Raw genomic sequence first — 21,462 nt, 5'->3', positions numbered from 1 at the left:
TGACATGAGCACTCACACGCCACCGGCCTTCGACCGCGACGACCCGCTGGGCCTGGACGCCTCGCTATCCAGCGACGAGCTTGCGGTCCGCGACACCGTGCGGGGGTTCTGCGCCGAGCACGTCCTGCCGCACGTCGCGGAGTGGTTCGAGATCGGGGACCTTCCGGTCCGCGAGCTGGCCAAGGGGTTCGGGCAACTCGGCCTGCTGGGCATGCACCTGGACGGGTACGGCTGCGCGGGGGCGTCGTCGGTGCACTACGGCCTGGCCTGTACCGAGCTCGAGGCCGCCGATTCCGGCATCCGATCGATGGTCTCGGTGCAGGGCTCGCTGGCGATGTTCGCGATCTGGAACTTCGGGTCCGAGGAGCAGAAGCAGGAATGGCTGCCCGGCATGGCCACCGGCGAGCTGCTCGGCTGCTTCGGCCTGACCGAACCCGACGTCGGCTCCGATCCCGCCGCGATGAAAACCCGGGCGCGCCAAGACGGTTCGGATTGGGTGCTGAACGGACGCAAGCTGTGGATCACCAACGGCTCGGTCGCCGACGTCGCCGTCGTCTGGGCCGCCACCGACGACGGGATCCGCGGTTTCGTCGTGCCCACCAAGACGCCCGGATTCAGCGCCAACACGATTCACCACAAGCTGTCGCTGCGGGCCTCGATCACCAGCGAGTTGGTGCTCGACGACGTGCGGGTGCCGGCCGGGGCGATGCTGCCCGAGGCCAAGGGGCTGCGCGGGCCGCTGTCGTGCCTGTCCGAGGCCCGCTACGGAATCATCTGGGGCTCGATGGGTGCGGCGCGCTCGGCGTGGCAGGCCGCGCTCGATTACGCCATGCAACGCACCCAATTCGGCCGGCCCATCGCCGGTTTCCAGCTGACCCAGGCCAAGCTCGTCGACATGGCGGTAGAGCTGCACAAGGGCCAGCTGCTGTCGCTGCACCTCGGGCGGCTCAAGGACAGCGGCGGGCTGCGGCCCGAGCAGGTGAGCTTCGGCAAGCTCAACAACACCCGCGAGGCGATCGAGATCTGCCGCACCGCGCGAACCATATTGGGCGGCAACGGAATATCGTTGGAGTATCCCGTGATCCGGCACATGGTCAACCTGGAATCGGTGCTGACCTACGAGGGCACGCCCGAGATGCATCAGCTGGTCCTCGGCCAGGCGTTCACCGGCAGCGACGCCTTCCGCTGACTCCGAGCACCGATGACCGCCCGCCTGGAGTACACCACCGAGCATCACCAGTTCCGGGAACTGGTCAGCGATTTCGTGCGGCAGACGGTGGTGCCCAATCACGAGAAGTGGGAGCGGGACGGCCAGTGGGATCGCTCGCTGTTCATCGAGGCGGGCAGACTCGGGCTGCTGGGCTTCTCGGTGCCCGAGCGTCTCGGCGGCCCGGGCGTGCGCGACTTCCGCTACAACGCGATCGTGATCGACGAATTGCAGCGCGCGGGTGCGGCGGCCGAGGCCATCGCCTTCACTCTGCAAAACGACGTGGTGCTGCCCTATCTCACCGACCTGACCACGCCCGAACAGCAACAGCGCTGGCTGCCCGGCGTGGTCACCGGCGAGACGGTGCTCGCCATCGCGATGACCGAGCCCGGCACCGGTAGCGATCTGGCCGGAATCCGCACGACGGCGGTGCGAGACGGTGACGACTACGTCGTCAACGGCGCCAAGACGTTCATCTCCAACGGGCAGATCGGCGACCTGTTCGTCATCGCGGTGCGCACCTCGCCGGACCGCCATCAGGGGCTCTCGCTCCTGGTCGTCGACCCGGCCACACCCGGCTTCGCCCGCGGCCGCAACCTGGAGAAGATCGGCCTGCACGCCCAGGACACCAGCGAGCTCACCTTCACCGATATGCGGGTGCCGAGGGCCAATCTGCTCGAAGGCGAAGGCAGGGGTTTCTACCAGCTGATGAAGAACCTGCCCCAGGAGCGGCTCGCGCTCGGGGTGGGGGCGGTGGCCGCCGCCGAAGGCATTCTGGCCGAGACCCTGGACTATGTGCGCGACCGCACGGCGTTCGGCTCACCGATCGCCAGCTTCCAGAACAGCCAATTCGTGCTCGCCGAGCTCGCGACCGAAATCGACATCGCCCGAACCTATCTCGACGACTGCCTGGCCCAGCACCTGGCGGGTGAGCTGACCGCCGCGCGCGCAGCCCGGCTGAAGTGGTGGACCACCGACCTGCAGGTGCGCACCGCCGACCGCTGCCTGCAGTTGCACGGCGGGTACGGCTACATGCGCGAATACGGCGTGGCGCGCGCCTTCGTCGACGCCCGCATTCAAACAATCTACGGCGGCACCAACGAGATCATGAAGACGATTATCGCCAAGGACCTGGGCATCTGAGGTTGTCATGGTCACCGATTACAGCGATCTTCCCGCCGACGAGGCCGTGCGCGCGGCCCGGGCGAGTTCGCGGCGCCGCCAGGTGCTGGACGCCGCCGTGAAGGTCATGGGCCGCAACGGGTTTCACCAGATGTCCATGCAGGATCTGGCCGCCGAGGCCAAGGTCAGCGTCGGCCTGATCTACAAGTACTTCGGCGGCAAGGAGGACCTGCTGCTCGCGACGATCGTGCGGATCCTGGACGTGTTCCGCGATCAGCTGGCACCGGTCATCGCGGCCGCCGGCGACGACGTCGTCGACCAGTTGACCGCGGGCGTGCGCCGCTACGTGCAGATCGTGGACGAGAACCTCGACGGCGTGGTGCTGACCTACCGGGAGAGCCGCACCCTCGGGGCGCCCGGCCGCGCCCAGATCAAGGACCTCGAAATCGCCAGCGCCGCACCCCTGCGCGCGGTGATCGAGGACGGCATCGCCCGGGGGGTCTTTCGTGCCGTCGACGTCGACCTCATCGTGTTCGACATCATGCTGCTCGCCCACGGCTGGGCGCTCAAACACTGGCACTTCGGGACGATTTACGGCATCGATCAATACATCGCGTTGCAGACCCGCCACGTGCTGACCGGATTGATCGCCGACGACCGCCGCGCCGACTACGCCCACGTGCTGAAATAAGGGTCATGAGACGCACCGCCCGCCCGATTCGCGGCGCGATCGCGCTGCTGGCCCTGGGCGCCGCCGCCGGAATGCCCACGGCGGGCGCCGATGCGACGCTGCCCGCGATGACGTCCAGCGGCGCCGGCCCGATCATCGGCGGCGGCATCAACGCCGGGATCGCGCAGCAGCTGTTCAGCTTCGGCAAGCCCGACGTGCAGGAGGTCGACGGCTCGGACGCCGCGCAATTCGTCACGACCGCCGCCGCGAGCACGAATTCGCAACTGGCCGCGCCCTTTTCGCTGATGCGCCGGGCGCTGGCGTGCCAGACCAACAACGCCGGATTCGGGGCGCGGGCCTTCCGGCGCAGCGACGGGCAATGGGGAGGCGCGATGGTGGTCGCCGCCAAAAGCGCCACGCCGAATCCCGACGGCCTGGTCGCCTGCGCCAAGACCAATTGGCGCAGAGCCACGGCCGGCACGCCGAGTTCGCTGTGCAACTCCGGGTGGAGCACCCCGAACACCTTCGAGAGCCGCCGCGGCGAGACCTATTACGTCATGCTCGCCGGAACCGCCGACGACTTCTGCAGCGCGGTCAACGCGAAATTCAGGGACAACTCCAACGGCTGGCCTTTCTAGGGCAGCGGAGTCATAGGCTGGGTATGCGCCGCAGGGGGCTTGCGGAAAGACAGAAGGGGTGAGCATGTCGCGTCATCACGTCGTCATCATCGGAAGCGGATTCGGCGGGCTGAACGCCGCCAGGGCGCTCAGGAGGGCCGACGTCGACGTCACCCTCATCTCGAAGACGACGACCCACCTGTTCCAGCCGTTGCTGTACCAGGTGGCCACCGGCATCCTGTCCGAGGGCGACATCGCCCCGACCACCCGGCTGATCCTGCGGCGGCAGAAGAACGTCCGCGTGCTGTGGGGCGAGGTCAACGAGATCGACCTGACGGCGAAGACGGTCACGTCACACCTGATGGGAATGCATACCGTGACGCCCTTCGACAGCCTCATCGTCGCCGCGGGCGCGCAGCAGTCGTACTTCGGGAATGACCAGTACGCGGCCTTCGCCCCCGGCATGAAAAGCGTCGACGACGCCCTCGAACTGCGGGCGCGCATCCTCGGTGCGTTCGAGGCCGCCGAGGTCGCCACCGACCCGGACGAACGGCAACGGCGCCTGACGTTCGTGGTGGTCGGCGCCGGGCCGACCGGGGTCGAGCTGTCCGGCGAGATCGTCCAGCTCGCCGAGCGCACCCTGGCCGGGGCGTTCCGGACGATCACCCCCAGCGAATGTCGCGTCATCCTGCTCGACGCGGCGCCCGCGGTGCTGCCGCCGATGGGTTCCAAGCTGGGTCTCAAGGCGCAACGCCGGCTGCAGAAGATGGACGTCGAGATCCAGCTCAACGCGATGGTGACCGCGGTGGACTACATGGGCATCACCGTCAAGGAGAAGGACGGCGGCGAGCGGCGCATCGAATGTGCGTGCAAGGTGTGGGCCGCGGGCGTGCAGGCCAGCTCGCTGGGCGCGATGCTCGCCGAGCAGTCCGACGGAACCGAGACCGACCGCGCCGGCCGGGTGATCGTCGAGCCCGACCTGTCCATCAAGGGGCATCCGTACGTGTTCGTCGTCGGCGACCTGATGTCGGTGCCCGACGTGCCCGGCATGGCGCAGGGCGCGATCCAGGGGGCGCACTACGTCGCCAAGCTCATCAAGCAGGCGGTGAAGGGCCAGGACGATCCCGCCAACCGCAAGCCGTTCAAGTACCTGAACAAGGGCAGCATGGCGCTGGTTTCCCGGTACAGCGCCGTCGCGCAGGTCGGCAAGCTGGAGTTCGGCGGCTTCATCGCCTGGCTCGCCTGGCTGCTGCTGCACCTGTACTACTTGGTCGGCCACCGCAACCGCATCGCCGCCATGTTCTCCTGGGGAATCTCGTTCCTGGGCCGCACCCGCGGCCAGATGGCGATCACCAGCCAGATGATGTACGCCCGGCCGGTGGTGGACTGGGTGGAGCAGCAGGCGCAAGAGGGAACCCTGGCGGCGGCCGACCGCCTCGACGCGGCCGAGAAACAGGCCGGTTAGCTCAGCGCCCGGTCGATGTCCGCGATCAGATCGTCGGTGCCCTCCAGGCCGACCGAGATCCGCACCACGCCGTCACCGAGCCCGATCGCCGCGCGACCCTCCGGGCCCATCGCCCGGTGCGTGGTGGTCGCGGGATGCGTGACAAGGGATTTGGCGTCGCCGAGGTTGTTCGAGATGTCGATCAGCGCAAGCTTGTCCAGCACCTCGAAGGCCCGTTGCTTGGCCTTGTCGGCGGGGCAGTCGAGTGCGAACGTGATCACCGTTCCCCCGCCGGACATCTGGCGCTTGGCCAAGTCGTATTGCGGGTGCGAGGACAGATACGGGTAGCGGACCCAGCTCACCGCCGGATGGTCCTCCAGGAATTCCGCGATCCGGAAGGCCGAGTTGTTGCTGTGTTCGACCCGCAGCGCCATGGTCTCGAGCCCTTTCACCAGCACCCAGGCGTTGAAGGCGCTCATCGCGGGGCCGGTGTGCCGCATCAGTTTCTGCACCGGGCCGTCGATGTACTCCTTGTCGCCCAGGATGGCCCCGCCGAGCACCCGGCCCTGACCGTCGATGTGCTTGGTGGCGGAGTACACCACCACGTCAACGCCGAGCGGAATGCCCTGCTGCAGAAGCGGTGTCGCAAACACGTTGTCCAACACCACTTTTGCGCCCGCAGCGTGCGCAAGCTCGCTCACCGCTGTGATGTCCACCAGCGACTGCATGGGGTTCGACGGCGTCTCGAAGAACACCGCGGTGGTGGGCACGGACAACGCCTGCTCCCACTGCGCCAGGTCGTCGCCGTCGACGAAGACGGTTTCGACGCCCCACCGCGGCAGGATCTCGTTGCACACCACGAAGCACGAGCCGAACAGGCTGCGCGAGGCGACCAGTCGATCCCCCGCGCCCAGCAGCGCGCCCAACGAGGTGAACACCGCCGCCATGCCGCTCGCGGTGGCGAAGGCCGCCGGGGCCCCTTCGAGCAGGCGCAACCGCTCCTCGAACATCGACACGGTCGGGTTGCCGTAGCGCGAGTAGACGAAGCGGTCCACCTCGCCGGTGAACGACCCCTCGGCGACCGTCGCCGACTCGTAGACGTAGCCCGACGTCAGAAACATCGCCTCGGCGGTCTCGTCGAAATTCGAACGCAACAGCCCGCCGCGCACGCCGATGGTCGCCTGGCTGACGCCGTCGGGCAGCGTCGCGGGCACGCGAACGGAATCGTTGTCGGCCGGGGTCATCGCCGGCTCAGCCCTGTTTCCACGGCAATCCGATGGCCCGCCAACCCGTTTCGCCGCGGTGGCCATTGACGTCGAGTTGACCCTCGAAGCCGTCCAGGATGTTGTACGCCGGCGTGATGCCCAACTCGGTCGCGACCTCGGCGGCGCCGATGGAGCGGTTTCCGGAGCGACACAAGAACAGCACCGGACGCTGCGCACCGGTTTCGGCCGGCGCCACCTGCTCGCGCAGTTGGTCGGCGAAATTCGGGTTGCGCTGTCCGTCGGAGGAATTCCACTCCAGGAACAACACCTCGCGGCCGAGGCTGGACAGATCGGGCACACCGACGAAGCGCCATTCGGCGTCGGTGCGCACGTCGACCAGCACGGCGTCGGGGTTGTCGCTGAGCAACTTCCAGGCCTCCAGGGGCGAGATGTCCCCGGCGTAGGAGTGTGCGTGCTCTGTGCTCATGCTCGTTTCCCTCATCGTCCGTCGTCAGCCACCCTATCCGCGCCCGGGCGGTCAAGCCCCGGCCGGAGCGCCCCCCGGCCCGGCAGCGGTATCTGACCTGCGATGGTATCGAGGCCGTCGCCGCGCCCGGCTGGGGGCGGTCGATTCGCCCGAACGGCCGCGCGGGCTCAGCCCTGTGGATCTGGACCGGCGAGCCGAGCAGCGACCTGGCCGGCCCGCTCGCGGGCGGCCGTCACTTCCGGGGCCGTGGCCAGGGCGCGGTAGCCGCGCCCGACCACCCGCAGGTCACTTTCGGGCACGCTCAGGGCGCCGGTCAGCGCGGGACCGTGGGCGACGGCGTCGATCGCGCGGGCGGCGGCCGGGGAAACCATCATGGTGTCCACCGGCAAGCCCAAGATCGTGCGGGCCTGCAGTTCGAACGCGGACAGCCGCTGGCTGCGCAGCGTCACCCAGACGGTGTCGGTGGGGCGGGAGGTGACGTCGGCGAAGTACACCTCGTCGCCGTTGATCATCAGTTCGACGGCGAAGACGCCGCGTCCACCCAGCGCCTTCACCATTCGCGCGGCGATCGACTTCGCGGCGTCCGTCGCCGCCGCACTCATTTTCTGGGGTTGCCAGGATTCCAGCACGCGCCCGCCGGAGTCGCGATGACCGATGGGCGAACAGAATTCGATCACCGGACCCGCCGGCCCGTCGCTGCGCACGGCCAGCAGCGTCACGTAGAACTCGACCTCGACCACCGTCTCGGCCAGCACCCGCGGCTGTCCGGGGCCCGCGTGACCAGCTACCGCGCGTTGCCACGCCGGTCCGAGGTCTTCGCGGCGCGCGGCGACCGACTGCCCCGGCCCGGTCGGCCCGGACACCGGTTTCACCAACAACGGATAGCCGGCGTGCGCGCCCACCGCCTCGAGCTCGCCCAGCGACCCGACGAACCAGAACGGCGCGGTGGGCAGCCCCAACTCGTCGGCCGCCAGCCGGCGCAGGCCCTCACGGTCGGCGCTGAGCCGCACGGCGCGGGCGCTGGGGACCAGCTCGGTGTGGTTCCCGCCGGAACCGGAGGCCTCGAGGCTCTCAAGGGCCTCAATGGCTGGGCCGGCGACGGTGTCCGTCGCGGTCACCACGAAGTCGGGTCGCAGCCGCTGCAGCGCAGCGGACAACTCGGCGGCGTCGGTCAGCGGGAGCACCAGGGCCTGGTCGGCCACGCCGTGCGCGGGCGCGTGCGGATCCTGGTCGACGGCGACCACCCGCGCTCCGAGGCGGCCCAGGTCGATCGCCAGCTCCCGGCTGGTCTCGCCGGAACCCAGCAGCACCACCGTCGGCCTGTCGTCGGCCGGGGCGGGCCCGGCTTCACCGGGCGCGGGAGCCGGCTGGGGTACGGCGAGTACCGTCGTTTCGTCGTCCCGTCCGTCGCTCACGCCGTCAGTCACGGCTCAAGGATAGGTCGGTTCCCGCGATGCACCGCCGAGCTAGGGCTGGCCTGGGAGTAGCTGCACCATGAGGCCATTGGCCTCGGCCAGCAGCGCGCCGGCGTCGTCGAGGAGTTCCGCGGACACGAACGCCTTGCGCCCCTCGGTGCTGGTAACCCGTCCGCGCACCACCAACGGCACGTCGATCGGGGTGATTTTGCGGTAGTCGACGTGCAGGAATGCCGTCCGGCTGATCGGGCGGTTCGAGGCGTGCGAGACCATCCCGAACATGTGATCGAACAACAGCGGCAGCACGCCGCCGTGCACCGCGTGGTTGCCCCCGACGTGAAACCGGGTGAAATGGCCGCGCATTTCGCAGCCGTCGGGCTCGTATCGCGTCAACGTCCACGGCGGCAACAGCAGGCTGCCCATGCCGGGCAAGCCCGGCGTCCGCCCGGCCGGGGCCTGACCCTCGACGGCGGCCTGGAACGGGCCGAGCAGGTCGGTCAGGGCCGTGACGCGATCGGCGGCGTCGTCCCAAAGCTCGTCGCCGGGGTCGGCCGACACGGCGAGGTCCTGCAGTCGCCGCATGGCCGCCACGAATCGCCCGAATCCCGGGCCGGGGTCGGCCACCCCGTATTCCGGGAAGCCGCCGTGATGGGTGTATTCGGGGTCGAGGTCCTTGGGATCGGCAGCGGCATCCGTCACGGACGGGCCGCCAGGACGTCGCGGCGCACGATGGTCTGTTCGCGTCCGGGTCCCACACCGATGCACGAAATGTGCGCTCCGGCAAGCTCTTCCAGCCGCAGCACGTAGTCGCGCGCCTTGGCGGGCAGGTCGTCGAATTCCCTTGCCTGCGAGATGTCCTCCCACCAGCCGGGCAGTTCCTCGTAGACGGGTTCGGCGCGCGACAGGTCGCTCTGCGTCATCGGCATCTCGTGGATGCGCTGACCGTCGATCCGGTAGCCGACGCACACCGGGACCGTTTCCAGACTGGACAGCACGTCGAGCTTGGTCAGGAAGAAGTCGGTGATGCCGTTGACCCGGGTGGCGTAGCGGGCGATGACGGCGTCGAACCAGCCGCAGCGCCGGCGCCGTCCGGTGGTGACGCCGAATTCGCCGCCCGTCTTCGACAGGTATTCGCCGTTCTCGTCGAACAGCTCGGTGGGGAACGGCCCCGAGCCCACGCGGGTGGTGTAGGCCTTGAGGATCCCGAGCACGGCGGTGATCCGGGTGGGACCGATTCCGGAACCCACGGCGGCGCCGCCGGCCGTCGGATTCGACGACGTCACATACGGATACGTGCCGTGGTCGACGTCGAGCAGCGTGCCCTGCGAGCCCTCCAGCAGCACGGTCTCCCCGGCCTCCAGCGCGGTGTTGAGCAGCAGCCGGGTGTCGGCGATGCGGTGTTTGAAGCCCTCGGCCTCCTCGAGCAGGGCCTCGACCACCTGGTGCGGATCCAGCGCCTTGCGGTTGTAGATCTTGACCAGGATCTGGTTCTTCAGTTCCAGCGCGGCCTCGACCTTGTGCGTCAACACTTCCCGATCAAGCACGTCGGCGACCCGGATGCCGATGCGCGCGATCTTGTCCTGGTAGCAGGGACCGATGCCGCGGCCGGTGGTGCCGATCTTCTTGTTTCCCATGTAGCGCTCGGTGACCTTGTCGATGGCCACGTGGTAGGGCAACAGCAGGTGCGCGTCGGCGGAGATGAGCAGCTTGGAGGTGTCGACGCCGCGGTCCTCGAGGCCCTTCAGCTCGTCCAGCAGCACGCCGGGGTCGACCACCACGCCGTTGCCGATGACGTTGGTGACACCGGGGGTCAGCACTCCCGACGGGATCAGGTGCAGCGCGAAGTTCTCGCCGGTGGGCAAGACGACGGTGTGCCCGGCGTTGTTGCCGCCCTGGTAGCGCACCACCCACTGAACGCGCCCACCGAGCAAATCGGTGGCCTTACCTTTGCCCTCGTCGCCCCACTGGGCGCCGATGAGGACGATTGCCGGCATGACACGCTCCCACCTGATCTCGCCTGCGTATTGTGGTCCAGCCGGTGACCCACCCTAGCCTGGTGACCGCGCGGGCCACCGGTGGCCGGCTGTGGAGCCGGGCAAATCAGCTTAAGCCAGGAGGTGGCGAGAAAGGCATGACCGAGCCGGTCGAGGCGGGCGCCGACATCGCGGACATGGCCGTGGTGGTGTTCGGCGACCGCCGGGTGCCACGGCCGCTCGCCGGCCTGGCCCTCGTCCGCGCCGACGGCACCGGCGACCCGGAAGCCATCGATGCCGCCATCGGGGCGTTCCGGCGGCTGGTCGTGCTGGGCGGCGACGCCGAGCTGGCCGCCGTGCTGACCCGGCTGCTGCGGGCCGAGCGGTTGGACGTCGAGGTGGCCTACGTGCCGCGCCGCCGTACCCGGGCGACCCGGATCTACCGCCTGCCGGCCGGATTCCGGGCCGCGCGGCGGGCCCGGCGCGGCTCGGCCCGGCGGGTGACGCTGATCCGCGACGAGACCGGGTCGGTGGTGGTCGGGCGGGCCTGCTGGCTGCCGCCGGATGGCGCGCGCTGGATCCACGGCGAGGCGGTGGTCGACGACACCACGCTGTTCGACGGCGACGTCGGCGGCGTGTGGATCGAGCCGATGCCGGCCGCGCCGGGCCTGCGCGCGGCGGTCGCGGGCCGCGGCCCAGGCCGACTCTGGCGTCGATGGGTCACCGGCCGGGCCGCCCAGCTGGGGAGCACCGGTGTCGCCGTGCTGCGCGACGGCGTTCCCGCGGCGCGTGCCGCCCGCCGCTCGGCGTTCTACCGCAACGTCGAAGGCTGGCTGTTGGTCGGCTAGTTTCGATCGGTGAGCATCCCTGCCTCCCAACACGAATCGGTACGGCCCAGCCCGATCTTCCTGGGCCTGATCGGGCTGACTGGCGTCGGCGCCGCACTCGCCTGGTCGGCCGGGATCAGCACCCGGCCGCTCGCCTATGCCGGCGTGTTCATCTTCGTCATCGCCGGCTGGCTGGTGTCGCTGTGTCTGCATGAATTCGGGCACGCGGTGACCGCCTGGCGGTTCGGCGATCACGACGCCGCGGTGCGCGGCTATTTGACGCTGGACCCGCGCCGCTACAGCCATCCCGCGCTGTCGCTGTTGCTGCCCATGGTGGTCATCCTGCTGGGCGGGATCGGCCTGCCCGGCGCGGCGGTCTATGTGCGGACCTGGTTCATGACCCCTGCACGGCGCACCATGGTCAGCCTGGCGGGCCCGGCGGCCAACCTGGTGCTGGCGGTGCTGCTGCTGGTGACGACGCGGTTGTTCTTCGACCCCACGCACGTGGTGCTGTGGTCGGGGGTGGCGTTCCTGGCGTTTCTTCAGCTCACCGCCGTGTTGCTGAACCTGCTGCCCATCCCCGGCCTGGACGGATACGACGCGCTGGAACCGCATCTGAGTCCCCAGACCCAGCGGGCGCTGGCGCCGGCCAAGCAGTGGGGCTTCGTCATCCTGCTGTTCCTGCTGCTGGCGCCGGTGCTCAACCAATGGTTCTTCGGGCTCGTGTTGTCCTTGTTCGACCTGTCCGGCGTGCCGGATGTGCTGGTGGGCTGGGGCAACGCGCTGACCCGCTTCTGGAGCCGCTGGTTCTGACCCTTGCCATATATGCGTTTCTGCGCATATATTTCGGCCCATGGGCGCAGGCCACAACCACACCCCCGCCGGCGCGGACGATGCTCGGCTGATCCCGCGCATGATCACGGCCGCGGCAATCCTGGCGGCGTTCTTCGTGGTGGAGCTGGTCACCTCGCTGCTGATCAACTCGATCGCGCTGCTGGCCGACGCCGGCCACATGCTGACCGACGTCGTGGCCGTCTTCATGGGACTGGCCGCCGTGAGCCTGGCGCGCCGCGGCAGCTCGTCGCCCGCCCGCACCTACGGCTGGCATCGCGCCGAGGTGTTCACGGCCGTCGCCAACGCCGGCCTGCTGATCGGCGTGGCGCTGTTCATCCTGTACGAGGCCATCCGGCGGCTGCGCGAAGCGCCCGCCGTCCCCGGTGTGCCGATGATCGTCGTCGCGCTGGCCGGGCTCGCCGCCAACTTCGTGGTCGCGCTGCTGTTGCGTTCCCATTCGTCGGGCAGCCTGGCGGTCAAGGGCGCCTACCTGGAGGTCGTCGCCGACACCGTGGGCAGCCTGGGCGTCCTGATCGCCGGGGTGGTCACCGTGACCACGCACTGGCCCTACGCCGATGTGGTGGTGGCGGTGCTGGTGGCGCTCTGGGTGTTGCCCCGGGCCGTCGCGCTGGCCCGCGACGCGCTGCGGATCCTGTCCGAATCGTCGCCGGCCCATATCGACGTCGAGGAACTGCGCGCCGCGCTCGGCGCCGTCGACGGGGTGAGCGACGTGCACGACCTGCACGTGTGGACGCTTTCGCCCGGCAAGGACATGTGCACCGCACACTTGATCAGCGCCGGCGACTCCGCGCGGGTGCTGCATGACGCGCGCGCGGTGTTATCGGCTCGCGGACTGGAGCACGCCACCGTCCAGATCGACTGCCCGGACGACAACGATTGTTCGGACAGCTTTTAAGGCGTTAGAGCCCCAGCGCCTTACGCGCTTCGGGGTCGCAATCGTCGAGCAGGTCCAGGCAGCGCGAGTACTCGTCGGTTTCACCGATGGTGTCGGCGGCGCGCGCCAGGGCCGCCACGCACCGCAGGAACCCGCGGTTGGGTTCGTGCGAATAAGGCACCGGGCCGAAGCCCTTCCAGCCGTTTCGCCGCAACTGGTCCAGGCCGCGGTGGTAGCCGGTGCGGGCATAGGCGTACGCGGTGATGGCCCGCTCGTCGGCCAGCGCCTCCTCGGCCAGCATCGCCCAGGCCACCGACGCCGTCGGATGCGCGGCGGCCACGATGCCGGCCTCCTCCCCAGCGAGCAGTTCCCCCTCGGCATCGGTATCCCCGGGCAGCAGGATCGGGTCGGGTCCTAGCAGGTCTCCCATCGGCGACATGGCTCTATTCTGCAGCTCGCCCCTTTTGCCCGCGTGACGCACCTCGGCCAACGCCGGAAGCGGGGTACCCGGTCGCTAAGCTCTGCAACTACCCGACGAAGCGGGAGGACAGTAGTACTCATGCCCAAACGATCCGATCCCGACCGCGGCGGCGCACCGAAACGGCCCGGGTTCGACCCACGCGAGTCTCGCAGCGAACCGGGCGACGAGTGGGGGGCCGAGTCCGGCTTCGAAACCGGAGACGACGCCACCGAGGGCGTTCCCCTGGTCCCCAGCGATCCCGAGACCGAAACCGAGGTCATCAACAGGCCCGAGCCGCAGAGCGGCCCCGAAGAAACACCGGACGGGCCGCAGCGCGAACGTCGCTTCACCGCGCCGGGCTTCGACGCCAAAGAGACCACCGTCATCGCCACCACGCCGGAGCCCGCCACCGAGGTCTTCGGGGCCCCGCCCGGACAGGACGGCACCGCGCAGTTCGGCGTGCCGCCCAAAGCCGCTGTCCCGCAATCGATCCCACCCCGGCTCGGCGGGAAGCTGCGCACGTCGCGGCAATTCAACTGGGGCTGGATACTGGCGCTGGTCGTGATCGTCTTGGCGTTGGCGGCCATCGCGATCCTGGGCACGGTGCTGCTCACCCGGGGCAAACACTCGAATGCCTCGCGGGAAGACCAGGTTCGGCAAACCATTCAGAACTTCGACGTCGCGATCCAGCGGGGTGATCTGACCACGCTGCGCACCATCACGTGCGGCACCACCCGCGACGGCTACGCCGATTACGACGAACACGCGTGGGACGAAACCTATCGCCGGGTGTCGGCGGCCAAGCAGTATCCGGTGATCGCCAGCATCGACCAGGTGGTGGTCAACGGCCAGCACGCCGAGGCCAACGTCACCACGTTCATGGCCTACGACCCGCAGCTACGCTCGACCCGCAGCATGGATCTGCAATATCGCGACGACCAGTGGAAGGTCTGCCAGTCCGCCAGCTAGGTGCTGCCAGGTCGCTCCGCCGAGCGTGAAACTGGCTTCACAGTGGGCGCCGAGCGTGAAGCTGACTTCACGCTCAAGCGATTGATCAGCTGACAGACCTTCCGGCGCAGTGCAGGTCGGTGCAGGCCTGGACCACTCGCTCGGACATCGACGCCTCGGCCTTCTTCAGGTAGCTGCGCGGGTCATAGACCTTCTTGACGCCGACCTCGCCATCCACCTTGAGCACGCCGTCGAAATTGGCGAACATGTGGCCGGCGATGGGCCGGGTGAACGCGTACTGGGTGTCGGTGTCGACGTTCATCTTCACCACCCCGTAGCGCAGCGACTCCTCGATCTCCGACGCCAGCGAACCGGAACCGCCGTGGAAGACGAAGTCGAACGGCTTGGCGTCCCCGGGCAGCCCCAGCTTGGCGGCCGCCACCTTCTGCCCCTGCGCCAGGATGTCGGGGCGCAACTTGACGTTGCCGGGCTTGTAGACACCGTGCACGTTGCCGAAGGTGGCGGCGAGCAGGTACTTGCCGTGCTCGCCGTGGCCCAGCGCATCGATGGTCCTCTCGAAGTCGTCCGGCGAGGTGTAGAGCTTGTCGTTGATCTCGTGGGCGACGCCGTCCTCCTCGCCACCCACCACGCCGATCTCGATCTCCAGGATGATCTTGGCCGCCGCCGCGTCCTTGAGCAGTTCCCGAGCGATGTGAAGATTCTCGTCGATCGGCACGGCCGAACCGTCCCACATGTGCGACCCGAACAGCGGATCTTGGCCCCCGGCCACCCGTTCGGCCGAAATCGCCAGCAGCGGGCGGACATACGTGTCCAGCTTGTCCTTGGGGCAATGGTCGGTGTGCAGCGCAACGTTGATCGGGTACCTGGCCGCGATGGAACGGGTGAACTCGGCCAACGCCACCGCACCGGCCACCATGTCCTTGACGCCCAGCCCGGACGCGAATTCCGCGCCGCCGGTGGAGAACTGGATGATCCCGTCGCTGCCCGCGTCGGCGAACCCCTTGATGGCCGCATTGACGGTCTCCGACGACGTGCAGTTGATCGCCGGGAAGGCGTACGAATGCTCCTTGGCGCGTCGCAGCATCTCGGCGTAAACCTCGGGCGTGGCGATGGGCATGGCAACCCCCTTCTGCGGCCGGGTCCCCTCAGTATCGTCCAGGTGGCTCGGCGGCTCACCCGGGGCCGGTATGTTGAGGGATCATGAGCACCGCCGTGACGGCCCTGCCCGACATCTTCGACCCGATGTATTGGTTGGGCGCCGATGGCGTCTTCGGGTCCGCGGTGCTGCCCGGCATCCTGGTCATCGTCTTCATCGAGACCGGGCTGCTGTTTCCGCTGCTGCCCGGCGAGTCGCTGCTGTTCACCGGCGGCCTGCTGGCCGCGCACCCGAACCCGCCGGCCAGCATCTGGGTGCTGGCCCCCGCCGTCGCGACCGTCGCCATACTCGGCGACCAGACGGGGTATTGGATCGGGCGGCGGATCGGCCCGGCGCTGTTCAAGAAGGAAGACTCGCGGTTCTTCAAGAAGCACTACGTGACGGAGTCGCACGCGTTCTTCGAGAGATATGGGCCCTGGGCGATCATCCTGGCCCGGTTCGCGCCCTTCGTGCGGACGTTCGTCCCGCCGGTCGCCGGGGTCTCCTACATGCGCTACCCGGTGTTTTTGGGCTTCGATATCGTCGGCGGCGTCCTGTGGGGCGGCGGTGTCACGCTCGCTGGTTACTTCATGGGCAACGTGCCGTTCGTGCACCACAACCTGCAGAAGATCCTGTTGGCCATCCTCTTCGTCTCCCTGATGCCGGCGTTCATCGCCGCCTGGCGAAGCTATCGGGGGCGACGGCGCGCGCAGAACACAGACGACCGGGAAGCCGAACGGCTGCCGGCGGCCGAGTAGCCTGCCGCGGGGTCAGACCGCGACGTTGAAGTCACAGCCCGTCTTGGCGCGTACTTCCTCCACCGTGACGCCGGGCTGCAACTCGGTGAGCACCAGCCCCCGTCCCGGCTCGACGTCGAACACACACAGGTTCGTGACGATCATGTCGACCACGTTCTTGCCGGTCAGTGGCAGCGTGCACTGACTGAGGATTTTCGGGCTGCCGTCTTTCGCGGTGTGGTCCATCAACACGATCACGCGCTTGACGCCGGAGACCAAATCCATTGCGCCGCCCGGCCCTTTGACCATCTTGCCCGGCACCATCCAGTTGGCCAGGTCGCCGTTTTCGGCGACCTCGAGGGCGCCCAGGATGGACAGGTCGATGTGGCCGCCGCGGATCATCGCGAAGGAATCGGCGCTGGAAAAGAAGCTGGACCCGGGCAGGCTGGTGATGGTCTGCTTGCCCGCGTTGATGAGATCGGGGTCGACGGTGTCCTCGCTCGGGTAGGCCCCGATGCCGAGCAAGCCGTTTTCTGATTGCAGCGTGACCTTGATGCCCGCGGGGATGAAGTTGGCGACCAACGTCGGAATGCCGATGCCCAGATTCACGTAGAAGCCGTCGCGCAATTCCTGGGCGGCGCGCTGGGCCATCCGCTCGCGGATGGGGCTGTCGTTCTTCAGCGCGGCGCCACCGCTCGTGGTGCGGAACTCGATGCGTTTCTCGTAGCCGGTGCCCGCGATGATGCGGTCGACGTAGATGCCGGGGGTGTGGATCAAGTCTGGGTCCAGCTCGCCGACCTCGACCAGCTCTTCCACCTCGGCCACCGTGATCGCGCCGCAGGTGGCGATCATCGGGTTGAAGTTGCGTGCCGTCTTGCGGTAGACGAGGTTGCCGGCCGTGTCGCCCTTCCACGCCTTGACGATCGCGACGTCGGCCCGGATGCCTTCTTCCAGAACGTATTCGGTGCCGTCGAAGACCCTGGTGTCCTTGCCGTCGGCGAGGTTGGTGCCGAAGGCCGTGCGGGTGTAGAAGCCGGGGATGCCCGCGCCGCCGGCGCGCAGCTTCTCCGCGAGCGTGCCCTGCGGCGTCAGCACCAGGTCCAGCTCGCCGGCCAGCACCTGGCGCTCGAACTCCTTGTTCTCGCCCACGTAGGAGGCGATCACCTTCTTCACCTGCCGGCCCTTGAGCAGCAGACCCATGCCGAAATCGTCTACGCCGGCGTTGTTTCCGACGATGGTGAGGTCCTTGATGCCGCTGTCGACCAGAGCCTGGATCAGTTTCTCGGGGATGCCGCAGAGGCCGAACCCGCCCGCGGCGACGGTGATGCCGTCTTTCAGCAGGCCGTGCAGGGCCGACTCCGCGTCGGGGTGGACTTTATTGCTCACCGGGGCTCCTGTTCTTCGACTCGGCGGAGACGTTACAGGCGGCCTCCATGAGCATCCAGCCCGACAGCTGCACCGACAGGTCCCGCTCGGGGACCTCGGACGCCATCACCGCTCCCTCGACGAACTCCGCCTGTTTGCCGCCCGCGGTGGGCAGCTGGGCGTCGCGGTCCCAGAAGGGGCCGAACACCGGCAGCCCGTCCACCGTCTGCCGGTTGTCCCAGGCCGCCTTCGCGCTGGCCAGCACGATCCGCCGGGCGTTGTCGCGGGCCAGCACGTCGTCGGCCGCCTCCCCCGGCAGCGCCGTGGCCACCAGCGCGAGGTACCGCGCGGTCACCCCGGCGAACAGGCCGCCGTCCCCGCCGCCGGCCCCGGCCAGCACCCCGGCCGGCGCCATCTGTTCGTCCACCGCCGCGACCAGCCGGTGCACCCGGGCGGCGTGGCGCTGCCTGACCTCGACCGCGGTGCGGGCGGCGAGTTCGGTCTCCAGGCCCAGCACCACGCCCTGGCAGTAGGTGTACTGCGCGCGCACCAGCGAGCCGGCTTTGATGCCGTCGAACACCAGGTGCGTCTCCGGGTCGATCAGCGTCTGGTCGATCCAATTGCCCATCTGCTCAGCACGTTTCAGATGGTCCCCGTAGCGGGCGAGAAAGATTCCGGCGGGGCCGTTGGCCGGGGCGTTGAAGAACTGGTCGGACTTTCGCCACGGGATGCCGCCGCCGTCCTCGGGCACCCATGCCCGGACGAATTGGTTGGCCAGCTTGGGCAAGGCGCGCCGGCGCTGCACGCCGGCGATCCGGGCGGCGCGTTCGAGCGCCAGTGCCAGCCAGGCCATGTCGTCGTAGTAGCTGTTGATCCACGAGAGGTTGTTGCGCAGCCGGTGCGAGCGGACCTGCCGGTTGATCTCGGCACGCCGGTGCGGCTGCGGATCGCGCGCCTGGGCGTCGATCAGGCAATCCAGCAGGTGGGCCTGCCACCAGTAGTGCCAGGTGCCGAACCAGCGGTCACGCCGCGTCGGCGGCCAGGCCACCACCCCCAGCTGAGTGGCGGGCAGCCCCCACAACCGCTTCAGATGTCGTTGCGTGACAGCGGCTTCGCAGCTGGCCGCGCGGTTGACCCAGAGCTGATCCATAGCTGTCGATCCTGCCCCATCGGGTTTCACCAGGCGCGGGACAGGTCGGCGTGCTGCTGGACCCAGGCGTGCATGGCGATGCCGGCGGCGACGCCGGCGTTGATGCTGCGCGTGGAGCCGAACTGCGCGATCGACACCGTCAGCGTCGCGCCCGTGCGGGTGTCGTCGGTGATGCCCGGCCCCTCCTGGCCGAACACCAGCAGACACTCGCGCGGCAGCGCGGCCTCCTCGAGCCGCGCCGCGCCCGGGACGTTGTCCACGGCGACCACGGTCAGGCCGGCGGCGGTCGCGAAGTCCAGCAGCTCGGCGGTGCTGTCGTGGTGGCACAAGCGTTGATAGCGATCGGTCACCATGGCACCCCGGCGATTCCAGCGGCGGCGCCCCACGATGTGCACGGTGTGCACCGCGAAGGCGTTCGCGGTGCGCACCACCGACCCGATGTTGGCGTCGTGACCGAAGTTCTCGATCGCCACGTGCAGCGGATGCCGGCGCCGGTCGATGTCGGCGATGATCGCTTCCCGGGTCCAGTACCGGTAGGCGTCGACGACGTTGCGGGTGTCGCCCTCGCGCAACAGGACTGGGTCATACCGCGGGTCGTCCGGCGGCTCGCCCGGCCACGGCCCGACGCCGGCCGGCGGTGTCGGCGCCCACTCGGTGGGGCCCGGGCCGCTCATCGCGGCGTCCACACGCCGGCGTGCGTGCCGTCGATGGCCAGCGTCGCGTAGAGCAACGCGTCGTTGATCTCGCCCTGGGTGCACAGCGACGCGTTGACGTGCACCGCGTCCAACGAGGCGTCGGACAGGATCAGCACCGACGACCCGTAGGTCGCGCAGGCCGGGTTCAGTCCCGGGGCGGGCAGGGTCGGCGATGCCAGCAGCATCATGGGCCCCCCGCGTTTGACGGACTCGTCGCGGTAGCGGGCCGCGACGGCGGTGGCTTCCAGCCCGAGCAGCATGTAGCCGTTGCCGGTGAACGCTCCCGGGTCGCCCAGCTGCGCCTTGGTCACCGGGATGCCGTCGGCCCGCCACGCCGACAGGCTGATGGTCTTGACGGCCAGGCCGCCGCTGTCGTTGGCGTTGGTGGGCAGCAGTCCGACCGGGAAGGCAACCGGGTAGGCCGACGAGCTGTTCGGAATCCGGTCGCGCGGCGAGTAGGCGTAGATACCGCGCACCTGACTCCGATCCTTCAGCGGCCCAAGGCAAACCGTGCCCGTGAGCCGGTCACGCGGCGCCGACAGGGGCGCGGGAATGTCGCGCACGCTGGTCTTCGCGGTGTCACAGCTGCCCAGGCCGGCGGCCTCCAGGGGGTGGGCCAGCGCGCCGTAGAGCCCGAAGCGGATGTCTTCGGGTTTCGCGTGCGGGTCGTTGGCCGAGGCCGCGCTGGCGTCGACGTCGACAAGCACGTAATCGCCGTCCCAGCGCAGGTTCGACACCGACATGTTCCACCCCAGCAGGGCCAGCGATTCGCCGAGCCGCGCGCCCTGGGCGCCGAAGGGGCGCACGGGTTGGCCTGAGGAGGAGCAGCCGGCCAGGCACAGCGTTAAACAGGCTGCGAGCGCAAGGAAGGCGCGCATGAGTCAGCCGCCCGGGCTACGAAGATCAGCCGGCAACTAGCTCAGCCCCAGATCGGCGAGGCCGAGCACACTTCGGTAGGGCAGGCCTTCGGCCTCGATGGCCTCGGCCGCCCCGGTGGCGCGGTCCACCACGGTGGCCACCCCCACCACTTCGCCGCCGGCCTCCTGGACGGCGCGCACTGCGGTGAGCGCCGAGTTGCCGGTGGTGCTGGTGTCCTCGACCACCAGCACCCGCTTGCCGGACACCTCGGAACCCTCGATAAGACGTTGCAGCCCATGGGTTTTCGCCGATTTACGTACGACGAAGGCGTCGATCGGGCGGCCCGGTGCGTGCATGACGGCCGTTGCCACCGGGTCGGCGCCGAGCGTCAGGCCGCCGACCACGTCGTAGTCCCAGTCGCCGGTCAGTTCGCGCATCAGCGCGCCGATCAGTGCCGAGGCGCGGTGGTGCAGCGTGGCCCGCCGCAGGTCGACGTAGTAGTCGGCCTCCTTGCCGGAGGAGAGCGTGACCCGCCCGTGCACCACCGACAGGCGGGACACCAGCTCGGCCAGCTCTTTGCGGTCAGGTCCGGCCACGACCGCTCCCGATTCGTTTGGTGACCGCCCGCATCAGGGGCCGCGGAATCAGGCGCTCGGCGGCGATGATCGCTTTGTACTGCAGTCCCGGAATGCTGATGACCTTGCCGCGGGCGATATCGGCCATGCTCTGGCTGACCACGTCGTCGACCTCGAGCCACATGAACGACGGCGACTTGGCCATGTCGATCCCGGCGCGGTCGTGGAATTCGGTGCGCACGTAGCCCGGGCACACCGCGTGCACGGAGACGCCGGTGCCCTGCAGGCCGACCGACAGGCCCTCGCTGAACGAGATCACCCACGCCTTGGATGCCGAATACGTCGACCCACGCCCGGGCACCAGCCCGGCGACGCTGGCGATATTGATGACGGTGCCCTCGCCGGCATCCAGCATGGCCGGCAGGGCGGCGCGGGTCAGGTGCATGACCGCGGTGACGTTGACGTCGAGTTGGGACTGCAGCAGCGCGGGATCGGCCGACCAGAAGTCGCCGGAGGTGCCGAAGCCGGCGTTGTTGACCAGGACGCGCACTCCCCCGGCCGCGAGCCGGTCGCAGACGCGCTGACGGCCGGCGGCATCGGCCAGGTCCGCGGGCAGGATCTCGACGTTGCCGGAGTGTTGGTGCAGCTCGTCGGACAACTTGGTCAGGCGGTCGACGTCGCGGGCGACCAGGACCACGTCGTAGCCGTCGCCGGCGTAGCGTCGCGCGAATCCGGCGCCGATCCCGGACGTAGGCCCGGTGATCAGGGCTACGGGGCGGGGCATGAGCGACATCCTAATGACGGCGGCTGCATTGGGCCCTG

General features: G+C 69.0%; 23 protein-coding genes. 10 read left to right on the top strand and 13 right to left on the bottom strand.

Translation table 11 applies throughout. The annotated features are described in order from the left end of the window. Window positions 1-4 precede the first annotated feature (4 nt). The 5 genes from AC5Y4T_RS10400 to AC5Y4T_RS10380 all read left to right on the top strand — a co-directional run bounded on the left by AC5Y4T_RS10400 (window position 5) and on the right by AC5Y4T_RS10380 (window position 5,081). Entirely contained in the window at window positions 5-1,189 is a 1,185-nt protein-coding gene (locus AC5Y4T_RS10400) for an acyl-CoA dehydrogenase family protein (protein ID WP_499952941.1), read from the top strand. A 12-nt stretch (window positions 1,190-1,201) separates the two neighbouring features. Continuing rightward, on the top strand, window positions 1,202-2,350 hold the full coding sequence (locus AC5Y4T_RS10395) for an acyl-CoA dehydrogenase family protein (protein ID WP_499952940.1): 1,149 nt from the start codon (window positions 1,202-1,204) through the stop codon (window positions 2,348-2,350). A gap of 7 nt (window positions 2,351-2,357) precedes the next feature. Next, window positions 2,358-3,020 (top strand): TetR/AcrR family transcriptional regulator, encoded by a 663-nt coding sequence (locus tag AC5Y4T_RS10390; RefSeq protein ID WP_499948122.1) that lies wholly within the window; start codon window positions 2,358-2,360, stop codon window positions 3,018-3,020. 5 nt (window positions 3,021-3,025) lie between these two features. Then, on the top strand, window positions 3,026-3,637 hold the full coding sequence (locus tag AC5Y4T_RS10385) for a hypothetical protein (RefSeq protein WP_499952939.1): 612 nt from the start codon (window positions 3,026-3,028) through the stop codon (window positions 3,635-3,637). 64 nt (window positions 3,638-3,701) lie between these two features. After that, window positions 3,702-5,081, top strand: coding sequence for an NAD(P)/FAD-dependent oxidoreductase (locus tag AC5Y4T_RS10380; protein WP_499952938.1), 1,380 nt, complete (start codon window positions 3,702-3,704; stop codon window positions 5,079-5,081). Here the strand turns inward: AC5Y4T_RS10380 and AC5Y4T_RS10375 are convergent. The 5 genes from AC5Y4T_RS10375 to AC5Y4T_RS10355 form a co-directional block, all read right to left on the bottom strand. After that, window positions 5,078-6,304 carry an O-succinylhomoserine sulfhydrylase gene (locus AC5Y4T_RS10375; protein ID WP_499952937.1) on the bottom strand — a complete coding sequence of 409 codons (1,227 nt, stop codon included), beginning with the start codon at window positions 6,302-6,304 and terminating at the stop codon, window positions 5,078-5,080. The genes AC5Y4T_RS10380 and AC5Y4T_RS10375 overlap by 4 nt on opposite strands. A gap of 7 nt (window positions 6,305-6,311) precedes the next feature. Next, a complete protein-coding gene (locus AC5Y4T_RS10370; RefSeq protein ID WP_499917904.1) occupies window positions 6,312-6,752 on the bottom strand; it encodes a rhodanese-like domain-containing protein in 441 nt (146 codons plus the stop codon). A 167-nt stretch (window positions 6,753-6,919) separates the two neighbouring features. Continuing rightward, complete coding sequence (gene purT, locus AC5Y4T_RS10365) at window positions 6,920-8,179, bottom strand: formate-dependent phosphoribosylglycinamide formyltransferase (RefSeq protein WP_499952936.1); 1,260 nt, start codon at window positions 8,177-8,179, stop codon at window positions 6,920-6,922. Window positions 8,180-8,218: 39 nt separating this feature from the next. Next, window positions 8,219-8,866, bottom strand: a complete 648-nt coding sequence (locus AC5Y4T_RS10360; RefSeq protein ID WP_499952935.1) for a PaaI family thioesterase — start codon at window positions 8,864-8,866, stop codon at window positions 8,219-8,221. Further along, window positions 8,863-10,161 carry an adenylosuccinate synthase gene (locus tag AC5Y4T_RS10355; protein ID WP_499952934.1) on the bottom strand — a complete coding sequence of 433 codons (1,299 nt, stop codon included), beginning with the start codon at window positions 10,159-10,161 and terminating at the stop codon, window positions 8,863-8,865. The genes AC5Y4T_RS10360 and AC5Y4T_RS10355 overlap by 4 nt, the downstream gene beginning before the upstream one ends. Before the next feature lie 176 nt (window positions 10,162-10,337). On the opposite strand from AC5Y4T_RS10355, the gene AC5Y4T_RS10350 reads away from it, so the two are divergent. From AC5Y4T_RS10350 to AC5Y4T_RS10340, 3 genes are read left to right on the top strand one after another with little or no spacing between them, the layout of a single operon-like run. Continuing rightward, a complete protein-coding gene (locus AC5Y4T_RS10350; protein ID WP_499953000.1) occupies window positions 10,338-10,988 on the top strand; it encodes a peptidase M50 in 651 nt (216 codons plus the stop codon). 9 nt (window positions 10,989-10,997) lie between these two features. After that, complete coding sequence (locus AC5Y4T_RS10345; RefSeq protein WP_499952933.1) at window positions 10,998-11,780, top strand: site-2 protease family protein; 783 nt, start codon at window positions 10,998-11,000, stop codon at window positions 11,778-11,780. A gap of 40 nt (window positions 11,781-11,820) precedes the next feature. Next, window positions 11,821-12,717: a cation diffusion facilitator family transporter gene (locus tag AC5Y4T_RS10340; protein WP_499952932.1), complete on the top strand. Its 897-nt coding sequence runs from the start codon at window positions 11,821-11,823 to the stop codon at window positions 12,715-12,717. A gap of 4 nt (window positions 12,718-12,721) precedes the next feature. Here the strand turns inward: AC5Y4T_RS10340 and AC5Y4T_RS10335 are convergent, their stop codons facing one another. Then, the gene (locus tag AC5Y4T_RS10335) at window positions 12,722-13,135 is read right to left on the bottom strand and encodes a DUF3151 domain-containing protein (RefSeq protein WP_499952931.1); all 414 of its coding nucleotides are present in this window, start codon (window positions 13,133-13,135) and stop codon (window positions 12,722-12,724) included. A gap of 120 nt (window positions 13,136-13,255) precedes the next feature. Here AC5Y4T_RS10335 and AC5Y4T_RS10330 point away from each other — a divergent pair, with 120 nt between their 5' ends. Further along, window positions 13,256-14,125, top strand: coding sequence for an Rv0361 family membrane protein (locus AC5Y4T_RS10330; protein WP_499917897.1), 870 nt, complete (start codon window positions 13,256-13,258; stop codon window positions 14,123-14,125). 85 nt (window positions 14,126-14,210) lie between these two features. Here the strand turns inward: AC5Y4T_RS10330 and fbaA are convergent, their stop codons facing one another. Then, window positions 14,211-15,242, bottom strand: a complete 1,032-nt coding sequence (gene fbaA / locus AC5Y4T_RS10325) for a class II fructose-bisphosphate aldolase (RefSeq protein WP_499952930.1) — start codon at window positions 15,240-15,242, stop codon at window positions 14,211-14,213. A gap of 83 nt (window positions 15,243-15,325) precedes the next feature. Between fbaA and AC5Y4T_RS10320 the strand changes: the two genes are divergently transcribed. Next, the gene (locus AC5Y4T_RS10320; protein WP_499952929.1) at window positions 15,326-16,018 is read left to right on the top strand and encodes a VTT domain-containing protein; all 693 of its coding nucleotides are present in this window, start codon (window positions 15,326-15,328) and stop codon (window positions 16,016-16,018) included. Window positions 16,019-16,030: 12 nt separating this feature from the next. Here the strand turns inward: AC5Y4T_RS10320 and AC5Y4T_RS10315 are convergent, their stop codons facing one another. From AC5Y4T_RS10315 to AC5Y4T_RS10290, 6 genes are read right to left on the bottom strand one after another with little or no spacing between them, the layout of a single operon-like run. Then, window positions 16,031-17,383, bottom strand: coding sequence for a 3-oxoacid CoA-transferase (locus AC5Y4T_RS10315; protein WP_499952928.1), 1,353 nt, complete (start codon window positions 17,381-17,383; stop codon window positions 16,031-16,033). After that, a complete protein-coding gene (locus AC5Y4T_RS10310) occupies window positions 17,373-18,512 on the bottom strand; it encodes a glycoside hydrolase family 76 protein (RefSeq protein WP_499917892.1) in 1,140 nt (379 codons plus the stop codon). Before AC5Y4T_RS10310 ends, AC5Y4T_RS10315 begins: the two co-directional genes overlap by 11 nt. A 26-nt stretch (window positions 18,513-18,538) precedes the next feature. Next, complete coding sequence (locus AC5Y4T_RS10305; protein ID WP_499917891.1) at window positions 18,539-19,186, bottom strand: TrmH family RNA methyltransferase; 648 nt, start codon at window positions 19,184-19,186, stop codon at window positions 18,539-18,541. After that, a complete protein-coding gene (locus tag AC5Y4T_RS10300; RefSeq protein ID WP_499952927.1) occupies window positions 19,183-20,085 on the bottom strand; it encodes a hypothetical protein in 903 nt (300 codons plus the stop codon). Before AC5Y4T_RS10300 ends, AC5Y4T_RS10305 begins: the two co-directional genes overlap by 4 nt. A gap of 36 nt (window positions 20,086-20,121) precedes the next feature. Next, on the bottom strand, window positions 20,122-20,661 hold the full coding sequence (gene pyrE, locus AC5Y4T_RS10295; RefSeq protein ID WP_499917889.1) for an orotate phosphoribosyltransferase: 540 nt from the start codon (window positions 20,659-20,661) through the stop codon (window positions 20,122-20,124). Further along, complete coding sequence (locus AC5Y4T_RS10290; protein WP_499948126.1) at window positions 20,648-21,424, bottom strand: SDR family NAD(P)-dependent oxidoreductase; 777 nt, start codon at window positions 21,422-21,424, stop codon at window positions 20,648-20,650. Before AC5Y4T_RS10290 ends, pyrE begins: the two co-directional genes overlap by 14 nt. Window positions 21,425-21,462: the final 38 nt, after the last annotated feature.

The organism is Mycobacterium sp. NGS11 (assembly GCF_059813315.1).
This window is presented reverse-complemented; position numbering and strand designations above follow the sequence as displayed.

Coding starts and splice junctions, on each gene's coding strand:
- AC5Y4T_RS10385 (WP_499952939.1), top strand. CDS start 3,026: ATGAGACGCACCGCCCGCCCGATTCGCGGCGCGATCGCGCTGCTGGCC.
- AC5Y4T_RS10300 (WP_499952927.1), bottom strand. CDS start 20,085: ATGCGCGCCTTCCTTGCGCTCGCAGCCTGTTTAACGCTGTGCCTGGCC.
- AC5Y4T_RS10355 (WP_499952934.1), bottom strand. CDS start 10,161: ATGCCGGCAATCGTCCTCATCGGCGCCCAGTGGGGCGACGAGGGCAAA.
- AC5Y4T_RS10395 (WP_499952940.1), top strand. CDS start 1,202: ATGACCGCCCGCCTGGAGTACACCACCGAGCATCACCAGTTCCGGGAA.
- fbaA (WP_499952930.1), bottom strand. CDS start 15,242: ATGCCCATCGCCACGCCCGAGGTTTACGCCGAGATGCTGCGACGCGCC.
- AC5Y4T_RS10335 (WP_499952931.1), bottom strand. CDS start 13,135: ATGTCGCCGATGGGAGACCTGCTAGGACCCGACCCGATCCTGCTGCCC.
- AC5Y4T_RS10390 (WP_499948122.1), top strand. CDS start 2,358: ATGGTCACCGATTACAGCGATCTTCCCGCCGACGAGGCCGTGCGCGCG.
- AC5Y4T_RS10330 (WP_499917897.1), top strand. CDS start 13,256: ATGCCCAAACGATCCGATCCCGACCGCGGCGGCGCACCGAAACGGCCC.
- AC5Y4T_RS10340 (WP_499952932.1), top strand. CDS start 11,821: ATGGGCGCAGGCCACAACCACACCCCCGCCGGCGCGGACGATGCTCGG.
- AC5Y4T_RS10370 (WP_499917904.1), bottom strand. CDS start 6,752: ATGAGCACAGAGCACGCACACTCCTACGCCGGGGACATCTCGCCCCTG.
- AC5Y4T_RS10375 (WP_499952937.1), bottom strand. CDS start 6,304: ATGACCCCGGCCGACAACGATTCCGTTCGCGTGCCCGCGACGCTGCCC.
- AC5Y4T_RS10320 (WP_499952929.1), top strand. CDS start 15,326: ATGAGCACCGCCGTGACGGCCCTGCCCGACATCTTCGACCCGATGTAT.
- AC5Y4T_RS10400 (WP_499952941.1), top strand. CDS start 5: ATGAGCACTCACACGCCACCGGCCTTCGACCGCGACGACCCGCTGGGC.
- AC5Y4T_RS10310 (WP_499917892.1), bottom strand. CDS start 18,512: ATGGATCAGCTCTGGGTCAACCGCGCGGCCAGCTGCGAAGCCGCTGTC.
- AC5Y4T_RS10350 (WP_499953000.1), top strand. CDS start 10,338: ATGGCCGTGGTGGTGTTCGGCGACCGCCGGGTGCCACGGCCGCTCGCC.
- AC5Y4T_RS10305 (WP_499917891.1), bottom strand. CDS start 19,186: ATGAGCGGCCCGGGCCCCACCGAGTGGGCGCCGACACCGCCGGCCGGC.
- AC5Y4T_RS10290 (WP_499948126.1), bottom strand. CDS start 21,424: ATGCCCCGCCCCGTAGCCCTGATCACCGGGCCTACGTCCGGGATCGGC.
- AC5Y4T_RS10380 (WP_499952938.1), top strand. CDS start 3,702: ATGTCGCGTCATCACGTCGTCATCATCGGAAGCGGATTCGGCGGGCTG.